1 protein-coding gene is annotated in these 1425 nt (G+C 54.1%); it reads left to right on the top strand.

The features are described 5' to 3' along the window. Nucleotides 1-13: 13 nt before the first annotated feature. Nucleotides 14-1425 (top strand): TonB-dependent receptor (locus tag H6A60_RS11315; RefSeq protein ID WP_205104681.1); only part of this gene is annotated, 1412 nt, incomplete at its 3' end.

Genomic DNA, 1425 nt, shown 5'->3' with positions numbered 1-1425 from the left:
GGATCTCCGAGCAATGGAGGATCCGAAGAATACGGCCAATGCCGAATGGAATTCGGACGGCACCCGACTGAGCGCCAATGTCGGCGGTAAATTTTTCGACGATCGTTTTGCCTTCACGGCTTCGGCGTCTAAGCTGGATCGGGATCTTTGGTTCAACGACACTTATCGCGATTCCGAATATTACTCGGCAGGGTTGCGCTTTAATGCCACAGACAAGCAAACCGTACTCCTTCGTGTCAGTCACCTCACGGAAGACTCGCAGTATGTCGGCAGCGTGACGCCCGATGTCATAGAAAAATACGGAAAAGACTACGTTCCCACCATCACGGAAACGATCGGCATGGATCCCGCAACAGGGGCGCCGATGCGACGGACCAGAACGACGTACCTTAATGGAGACCGCGATCTCACGACCGTCAATGCCACCTATTCCAACGACTTTTCAGAGCGCGTACATTTTTCGGGCGACGTTTTCTACACGGACGGCTTCTACACCAACATCGACTCCGGTGAAAATCAGCGCATGGAGCATGACGGCTACGGCACTCGCATGAAGCTCGACCTCGGATACGGCGACGATTCCAATCTGCTCATCGGCTTCGACTACTCGAAACAAAAAGCCTCGCTCAATTACGACGGGAAAAAGCTCGGCAGTCCGATGCTTAATCCCGACGGGACGTTCAACTACCTGCCGGAACCGTACAGCTTCAACTACGACCGCGAGCTGACGGCGCTCTATCTGCTCAACACCTATCGAACCGGTTCTTTTGAATTCACGCAGGGCGCCCGCGGGGAACGCACCGACTGGACGTTCGACAAGAAAGGACAAAACATAGCAGGCGCATCAACCTCCGAACGCTGGAACAGCGCCTTTGAACTTTCGGCCGCATGGCTTTATCGCGATACGGGGCGCATCTATGCACGGTACGAACGCGGATACACGACACCGGACGGGATCCAGATTTCGGATGAGCGCTACTACGGCACAAGCCGCGTGTACACGGAAACGGACGCCGATGACGAAACGTTCGACCTTTTTGAAATCGGCCTCAGAGATCAGTTCGCATTTACAACGGTCAGTCTGACGCTTTGGTACTCGGAAACCGACAACCAAATGGACCGCATCAAAATGCAGGGGGAGGGAAGCTTCTCCTTCTACCGCGATACGCGAACAATGAATATTTACAAGACAAAGCGCTACGGAGCGGAAGTGGCTCTTTCGCAAAGATTCGGCAAACTCTCGCTCGAAGAGTCCTACGCCTGGGTTCATGGCGAAACTGAATACAACGACAAGGGACGCGCACTTGTTGAAGGCGGCTCCGATTTTGTATCCAGCGGCCTGCAAGCGGTGCCGGAACATAAAGCGACCGTTTCCGCGACCTACGACTTTAACGACGACTTCTCCGCCAACGTGTCTTATCTCTA

Origin of the sequence: Sutterella massiliensis, from assembly GCF_016899755.1 — a bacterium.
In the GTDB taxonomy this organism is placed as follows: Bacteria; Pseudomonadota; Gammaproteobacteria; order Burkholderiales; family Burkholderiaceae_F; genus Sutterella; species Sutterella massiliensis.
This window is presented reverse-complemented; position numbering and strand designations above follow the sequence as displayed.